Here is a 6,463-nt window from a genome sequence, read left to right as displayed (position 1 = left end):
CCGTCGTCTTTCCAACTTTTTCGCCAGAAGAGTACGTATCCCCAAACAGGAAAACGCAAAACCATTGAAATCATTTGATTTTTTCGGGAAAATTGGTAGCAAATCAGGATAGCGATGCTACCAGATTTGAAAAAGCGAAAAAAACGCAAGAAAATGCGGGAAATTTTCTGGTAGCAGCTCTGGTAGCAGAGGCAAAAATGGGCTTGATGAGGCACAAAAATGCCGGTATAATCCTAACTGACGACAGGAAAAGAGGGAGGAAAACGGATGACGGCAACAGGGCGGTTCGCACCGTCCCCAAGCGGACGGATCCATCTGGGGAACATTCTGTGCTGTCTGCTGGCGTGGCTCAGCGCGCGGAAGAAGGGCGGGCGGGTGATCCTGCGGATCGAGGACCTGGACACGGCCCGATGCCCCCGCCAGTACGGAGAGCAGATGTGCCGCGACATCCGGTGGCTGGGGCTGAACTGGGATGAGGGACCTGACGTCGGCGGCCCCCACGCACCCTACACGCAGAGTGACCGGACGGCGCTGTACCAGGCGGCGCTGGAGCGGCTGGAGGGCCAGGGGCTGGTCTATCCCTGCTTCTGCACCCGGGCGGAGCTCCACGCAGCCAGCGCCCCCCATCGGGAGGACGGGCAGGTGATCTATCCCGGTACCTGCCGGCACCTGACGGCGGAAGAGGCTGCGGAGAAGGCGCGGCGCACGGGCCGGTCGCCCGCTCTGCGGCTGCGGGTACCGGAGGAGGAGATCGCCTTTACAGACGGACATATGGGGGAATACCGGGAATTTCTGGCCCGGGACTGCGGGGATTTTTTGCTGCGGCGATCCGACGGCATGTTCGCCTATCAGCTGGCGGTGGTGGTGGATGACGCCGCCATGGGCGTCACAGAGGTGGTGCGGGGAGCAGACCTGCTGAGCTCCACGCCACGGCAGCTGCTGCTGTACCGCCTGCTGGGACTGCAGGAGCCGGCGTTTTATCACCTGCCCCTGCTGCTTGACAGCGATGGACGGCGGCTCAGCAAGCGGAACGCCGACGCAGGGCTGGACACCCTGGGGGAGCGGTATACGGCGCCGGAGATCCTGGGAAAGCTGGCATTTCTGGCTGGATTCAACCCCTCGGCAGAGGCCAGGACCGGAGAGAGCCTGCTGGCGGATTTTGACTGGGAGAAGGTCCCCAAGACAGATATCCGCATCCCGGAGGGACTTTTTTGAAAGAAAAACGGCACAGGCCAAAGGCCTGTGCCGTTTTTTCAGGATGGGGGAGGATCGGGGATCTCTACCTCACTCATCAGATCCCGGCTGATGATGGTGAGCATGTCCTCCAGTTTTGCGCACTCCTCCGGGGAGAACCGCTGGGAGATGCGATTCATCACCGCTGTCATGTAGGCGGTACTGATGTTGTAGTAGTCGATGTACTTCTGGGTGATCTCCAGATGGTATTCCCGCCGGTCGTCCGGAGACTGGACCTTGCGGATATAGCCCTTTTTGATGAGGCTGTTGACTTTGTAGGCCGCATTGGGCGGGGAGATCCGCATGAAGGTGGCGAACTCGTTGACTGTGGGGCTGCCCAGGGCCTGGATCGCCTCCATGCAGAAGGTCTCCACCGTGGTCAGACTGGCCTCCCGGTCCTGGAATCGGCTGAAGATCTCCTGATAGAAGTGCAGCTTGAACTTGGTATACACGTTAAAAAAGGCATCTTTCAGCATATCAAAAGTCCCTCTTTCCGGCAGGACCGGCTGCCCGGCGGGCAAGTGCCAGGCGTTATTCTGCACCGATGGCAAAGGTCAGCTCCGCCGTGCAGGCCAGTTCGCCGCCCACGGTGGCCTTGCACTCACCGATTCCCACCGGGCCCCGGCGCTTGGTGAGGGTGCACTCCATCTCCAGCACATCGCCGGGGATCACCTTCCGGCGGAAGCGGGCGTTTTTCACGCCGCCGAACAGGGCGATCTTGCCCTGGTTCTCCGGCAGGGACAGGATGGCCACCGCGCCCACCTGGGCCATGGCCTCCAGGATCAGCACGCCGGGCATGACGTGCTCCTGGGGGAAGTGGCCGCAGAAGAACTGCTCGTTGACGCTGACGCACTTGATGCCCTTGGCCCACTGGCCGGGCTCATAGTCCGTGATCCGGTCCACCAGGGCGAAGGGGAACCGGTGGGGCAGGATCTGGGCGATCTGATTGGAATTCAGTTCATTTGCCATGGTTTACGCCTCCCACTTCTTAAACAGCAGGCTGCCGTTGTGGCCGCCGAAGCCCAGGGAATTGGACAGAGCATACCGCAAGTCTGCGCTGCGGCCCTGATTGGGCACCACGTCCAGGTCGCAGGCAGGGTCCGGCACCTGGTAGTGGATGGTGGCGGGGAGGAAGCCCTCCTGCAGCGCCAGGGCGCAGAACAGGGCCTCCACTGCGCCGGCGGCGCCCAGCATGTGGCCGGTCATGGACTTGGTGGAGCTGATAGCCAGCTGGTAGGCGTGATCGCCGAACACTGTTTTGACAGCGGCGGTCTCACCGGCGTCGTTCAGGGGGGTGGAGGTGCCGTGGGCATTGATGTAGTCCACATCCTCCGGCTTGGCCCCGGCGTCGGCAATAGCCATTTCCATGGCCTTGGCGCCGCCGCTGCCGTCGGGCCGGGGGGCTGTCATGTGATAGGCATCGCAGGTGGCGCCATAGCCCACGACCTCTGCGTAGATCCGGGCGCCACGGGCCTTGGCGTGCTCCAGCTCCTCCAGCAGGAGGATGGCGGCACCTTCGCCCAGCACGAAGCCGCTGCGCTCTGCGTCAAAGGGGATGGAGGCACGGTCGGGATCCGGGTTCTGGGTCAGGGCCTTCATGGAGGTGAAGGCGCCGATGGCCAGCGGGGTCACGGCAGACTCTGCGCCGCCGCAGAGCATCACGTCGGCGTAGCCGTCCCGGATATAGTGGAAGGCGTCGCCCACGGCGTTGGTGCCGCCGGTGCAGGCGGTCACCGGGCAGGAGCACATGCCCCGGAAGCCGGTGTGGATGGCGATCTGGCCGGCGGCCATGTTGCAGATCCCCATGGGGATATAGAAGGGAGAGACCCGGTCCCAGCCCTTTTCCTTGCCCTTGTCATGCTCCGCCTCCGTGAGAAACAGCCCGCCGATGCCGCTGGAGACGATGACGCCGCAGCGGTCTGCTTCCGCCTCGTCCAAAGTGAAGCCGGCATTCTCCAGGGCCTCCTTGGCAGAGACAACAGCCAGCTGGGTGAAGCGGGCCATCCGCTTGGCCTCCGGCTTGCTCATGTAATTTTCCGGCACAAAGCCTTTGACCTCGGCGGCCAGCTGGACCTTCATGCCGGTTGGATCGAACTGGGTGATGGGAGCGACGCCGCAGACACCGTCCTTCACGGCCTGCCAGCTCTCCATTGCGGTAAGGCCAATGGGGGTCACGGCCCCCAGGCCGGTAATGACGACTCTCCGTCGTTCCATAGTGTACCTCCTATAGATAGTGTTGGGAGCATCCAGAGAAGGTGTTCCCAAGGGCCCCCGAATCCCAAAGCAGGGGGCCAGGGGGCGCAGCCCCCGGTTCTTCCGCCAAAGGCGGGAGAAGAAAATTTGATCATTTTCGGCAGGGCGCGCCCCAGGGCGGCCTCTCTTGCCCCTACGGGGCAATTCACCTTCTGTACCTGCCGAAAATACTTTGATTCAGCCGCCTTGGGCGGCGTCCCCAGTGACCGACGTCACTGGGGATGGGGGAGGGCGAGGGGGAGCCCGCTCCCCTTCGCATTACATCGCCATGCCCCCGTCCACGGCCAGGACCTGGCCCGTCACATAGGCGGCCTCGTCGCTGGCCAGGAAGGCCACGGCACGGGCCACGTCCTCCGGCTTGCCCAGCCGCTGCATGGGGATGGTGGGCATCATGGCATCCTTGGCGGCCTGGGGCATGGCGGCGGTCATATCCGTCTCGATGAAGCCGGGGGCCACGGCGTTGACCGTCACGCCCCGGGAGGCCAGCTCCTTGGCCAGAGACTTGGTCATGCCAACCACGCCGGCCTTGCTGGCGGCGTAGTTCACCTGGCCGGCGTTGCCCCGGAGCCCCACCACGCTGGAGAGGTTCACGATCCGGCCGTACCGCTGCTTCATCATGATCCGGGACACAGCCTTCATGCACAAAAACGTGCCCTTCAGGTTGGTGTCGATCACCGTGTCGAAGTCGGCTTCCTTCATCATCATCACCAGGCCGTCCCGGGTGACGCCGGCGTTGTTCACCAGGATGTCGATGCGGCCGAATTCCTTGACGGCGGCATCCATCAGGGCCTTCACCTGGGCCTCGTCCGCCACGTTGCACTGCACGGCCAGGGCCTTGGCGCCAAGGGCCTCACAGGCGGCTACGGTCTCCCGGGCGGCCTCTTCCCGCCCGGCGTAGCACAGCACCACATTGGCGCCGCCCCGGGCCAGCTCCTCGCAGATGGCCCGGCCGATGCCCCGGCTGCCGCCGGTGACCACGGCGGTCTTTCCAGAAAAGTTCATCACGCTTTCTCCTTCATCAGTTCTTCCAGAGTCTGGGGCAGATCCTCCACGTCCGCCACCGTCTCAACAGCGCAGACGGGCATGCCGGGGACGGTCTTCTTCACAAAGCCGCTGAGGGCCTTGCCCGGACCGATCTCCACGATGGCATCCACGCCCATGTCCGCCATCTTCCGGATGGAATCCTCCATGAACACGCTGCTCTGCACCTGCTTCACCAGCAGGTCCTGGATGGCAGTGCTGTCATCCTTTACATCCCCTAGGCAGTTGAAGATCACGGGGATCTGGGGCTCCGCAAACTCCACGCCCTGGAAGTATTCCCGCAGGGCATCCCCGGCGGGGGCCATCAGGGGCGTGTGGAAGGGGCCGCTGACCTTCAGGGGCAGGCACCGGCGGGCGCCCTTCTCCTTGGCCAGAGCGGCGGCCTTCTCCACGGCGGCCTTCTCGCCGCCGATCACCAGCTGGCCGGGGCAGTTGTAGTTGGCGATCACCACGCATCCCAGGTCAGCGGCTGCGTCGCAGCATGCCTGCAGGGGGGCGCGGTCCAGGTTCAGGACCGCCATCATGGCGCTCTCCCGGCCGGCGGCCGCCTCTTCCATGGCACGGCCACGGAAGGCCACCAGCCGGATGGCGGTGGCGGCGTCGAACACGCCGGCGGCGTGGAGGGCGGAGTACTCGCCCAGGGACAGGCCCGCCGCCACAGCGGGGACGATGCCCTTCTCCCGCAGCACCGCCGTCAGGCCGGCGGCAAAGGCCACCATGCAGGGCTGGGTGTAGCGGGTCTGGTTGATGATGCCGTCCGGGTCCTCAAAGGAGACCTTCTTCAGGTCGAAATCCACCTCCGCGCTGTCAATGACAGCGCGGAAAGCGGGATACTGCTCGTACAGGTCGGCGCCCATGCCGGCGTGCTGGCTGCCCTGGCCGGCGTATAAAAAGCCCAGCTTCATTCCGCGTCGCTCCATTCTGCGGCGGTGGCCTTGGCCCGGGCGATACCGCTCTCATACAGCTCCCGGAAGATCTCGGCCACGGGCTTGATCTCGTGGAGCATGCCGGCCACCTGGCCGCTCATGACGCTGCCGGTCTCCACGTCGCCCTCCAGCACCGCCCGGCGCAGGCCGCCCAGGGTCAGCTGCTCCAGCTCCTCCAGAGTGGCGCCCCGCTTCTCCAGGGCCAGGTACTCCCGGGCCATCTTGTTCTTCAGGATCCGGACCGGGCCGCCGATGGAACGGCCGGTGACCACCGTGTCGGTGTCCTTGGCCTTGAGAATGGCCTGCTTGTAGTTGTCGTGGATGGGGCACTCGACGCTGGCAAGCAAACAGGTGCCCACCTGGATGCCGCAGGCGCCCAGGGCGAAGGCGGCGGCGGCCTGACGGCCGTCGGCGATGCCGCCGGCAGCCACCACGGGGACACTGACCGCATCGATGACCTGGGGCACCAGGGCCATGGTGGTCATCTCGCCCACATGGCCGCCGGACTCCGTGCCCTCGGCGATGATGGCGTCCACGCCGTACCGCTCCAGACGCTTGGCCAGGACCGCGGCGGCAACCACGGGGATCACCTTGATGCCCTTCTCCTTCCAGGCGGGAATGTACTTGCCCGGATTGCCGGCGCCGGTGGTGACCACCTTCACATCTTCCTCCAGGATGACCTGGGCGATGTCGTCGGCATAGGGGCTCATCAGCATCAGGTTGACGCCGAAGGGCTTGTCCGTCAATTCCTTGGCCCGGCGGATCTCCTTACGGAGACGGTCGCCGTCCCAGCCGCCGGTGGCGATCATGCCCAGCGCACCGGCATTGGAGCAGGCGGCGGCGAACTCACCGGTGGCGATGTTGGCCATGCCGCCCTGGATAAAGGGGTACTTGGTCCCCAGGATCTCATTGAGTTTTTTCATATCGATCTCCCATTCGCCGCTGCGAGCGGCCCAAATCAGACTGAAGGATCTTCAAGGCAGGCGTCAGGACGCCTGCTTCCCACGCAG

General features: G+C 64.4%; 7 protein-coding genes. 1 reads left to right on the top strand and 6 read right to left on the bottom strand.

The features are described from left to right. Window positions 1–267 precede the first annotated feature (267 nt). Window positions 268–1,215: a tRNA glutamyl-Q(34) synthetase GluQRS gene (gluQRS, locus tag H9X91_RS11520; RefSeq protein WP_204805209.1), complete on the top strand. Its 948-nt coding sequence runs from the start codon at window positions 268–270 to the stop codon at window positions 1,213–1,215. A 38-nt stretch (window positions 1,216–1,253) separates the two neighbouring features. Here the strand turns inward: gluQRS and H9X91_RS11515 are convergent, their stop codons facing one another. The 6 genes from H9X91_RS11515 to H9X91_RS11490 form a co-directional block, all read right to left on the bottom strand. Next, complete coding sequence (locus tag H9X91_RS11515; protein ID WP_204805208.1) at window positions 1,254–1,709, bottom strand: MarR family winged helix-turn-helix transcriptional regulator; 456 nt, start codon at window positions 1,707–1,709, stop codon at window positions 1,254–1,256. Between the two features lie 55 nt (window positions 1,710–1,764). Further along, the gene (fabZ, locus tag H9X91_RS11510; RefSeq protein WP_204805207.1) at window positions 1,765–2,202 is read right to left on the bottom strand and encodes a 3-hydroxyacyl-ACP dehydratase FabZ; all 438 of its coding nucleotides are present in this window, start codon (window positions 2,200–2,202) and stop codon (window positions 1,765–1,767) included. Between the two features lie 3 nt (window positions 2,203–2,205). Further along, window positions 2,206–3,447: a beta-ketoacyl-ACP synthase II gene (gene fabF / locus H9X91_RS11505; RefSeq protein WP_204805206.1), complete on the bottom strand. Its 1,242-nt coding sequence runs from the start codon at window positions 3,445–3,447 to the stop codon at window positions 2,206–2,208. A 297-nt stretch (window positions 3,448–3,744) separates the two neighbouring features. Continuing rightward, a complete protein-coding gene (gene fabG / locus H9X91_RS11500) occupies window positions 3,745–4,488 on the bottom strand; it encodes a 3-oxoacyl-[acyl-carrier-protein] reductase (RefSeq protein ID WP_204805205.1) in 744 nt (247 codons plus the stop codon). Then, on the bottom strand, window positions 4,488–5,432 hold the full coding sequence (gene fabD, locus H9X91_RS11495) for an ACP S-malonyltransferase (protein ID WP_204805203.1): 945 nt from the start codon (window positions 5,430–5,432) through the stop codon (window positions 4,488–4,490). The genes fabG and fabD overlap by 1 nt, the downstream gene beginning before the upstream one ends. Further along, window positions 5,429–6,376, bottom strand: a complete 948-nt coding sequence (locus H9X91_RS11490; protein ID WP_204805201.1) for a DUF561 domain-containing protein — start codon at window positions 6,374–6,376, stop codon at window positions 5,429–5,431. Before H9X91_RS11490 ends, fabD begins: the two co-directional genes overlap by 4 nt. Window positions 6,377–6,463 lie beyond the last annotated feature (87 nt).

Origin of the sequence: Oscillibacter valericigenes (assembly GCF_016902445.1) — a bacterium.
Lineage (GTDB): Bacteria > Bacillota > Clostridia > Oscillospirales > Oscillospiraceae > Oscillibacter > Oscillibacter avistercoris.
The sequence above is the reverse complement of the archived record's forward strand: the minus strand, read 5'-3'. Positions and strand labels throughout refer to the sequence as shown.